This window comes from Amantichitinum ursilacus (genome assembly GCF_001294205.1).
Classification (GTDB): domain Bacteria; phylum Pseudomonadota; class Gammaproteobacteria; order Burkholderiales; family Chitinibacteraceae; genus Amantichitinum; species Amantichitinum ursilacus.
Window position 1 is genome coordinate 1 of record NZ_LAQT01000025.1, and the last position, 1,172, is coordinate 1,172.

At 58.4% G+C, this 1,172-nt stretch carries 1 protein-coding gene; it reads left to right on the forward strand.

The features are described 5' to 3' along the window. Positions 1-1,172: elongation factor Tu (gene tuf / locus WG78_RS15600; RefSeq protein ID WP_152969238.1), on the forward strand; the 1,172-nt coding region annotated here is incomplete at both ends.

Consider the following 1,172-nt stretch of genomic DNA (forward strand, 5'->3'; position numbering starts at 1 on the left):
GAAAAATTTGCGCGGACGAAACCGCACGTAAACGTCGGCACCATCGGTCACGTTGACCATGGCAAGACCACCCTGACTGCTGCAATCACCACCATCCTGTCGAAGAAATTCGGTGGCGAAGCCAAGGGTTACGACCAGATCGATAGCGCGCCGGAAGAAAAGGCTCGCGGTATCACGATCAACACCGCTCACGTTGAATACGAAACCGAAACCCGCCACTACGCTCACGTAGATTGCCCGGGTCACGCCGATTATGTGAAAAACATGATTACCGGCGCGGCTCAGATGGATGGCGCGATTCTGGTGTGTTCGGCTGCTGACGGCCCGATGCCGCAAACCCGCGAGCACATCCTGCTGGCCCGCCAGGTTGGCGTTCCGTACATCATCGTGTTCCTGAACAAGTGCGACATGGTTGATGATGCTGAACTGCTGGAACTGGTTGAAATGGAGGTGCGTGACCTGCTGAGCAAGTACGACTTCCCGGGCGATGACACCCCGATCATCCAGGGTTCCGCACTGAAGGCGCTGGAAGGCGACCAGTCGGACATCGGCGAACCGGCCATCTTCAAGCTGGCTGCTGCACTGGACTCCTACATTCCGGAACCGGAACGTGCCATCGACGGTACCTTCCTGATGCCGGTTGAAGATGTGTTCTCGATCTCGGGTCGCGGTACCGTTGTGACCGGTCGTGTCGAGCGCGGCATCATCAAGGTCGGCGAAGAAATCGAGATCGTCGGTATTGCTCCGACCATCAAGACCACTTGCACCGGCGTGGAAATGTTCCGCAAGCTGCTGGATCAAGGCCAGGCTGGCGACAACATCGGCGCGCTGCTGCGCGGTACCAAGCGTGAAGAAGTTCAGCGCGGTCAGGTTCTGGCCAAGCCGGGCTCGATCACTCCGCATACCGACTTCACCGCCGAGATCTACGTGTTGTCGAAAGACGAAGGTGGCCGTCACACCCCGTTCTTCAGCAACTATCGTCCGCAGTTCTACTTCCGTACTACCGACGTGACTGGCGCGATCAGCCTGCCGGAAGGTACTGAAATGGTCATGCCGGGCGACAACGTGACCATCACTGTTGCCCTGATCGCTCCGATCGCCATGGAACAAGGTCTGCGCTTCGCTATCCGCGAAGGTGGCCGTACCGTTGGCGCCGGCGTTGTTGCCAAGAT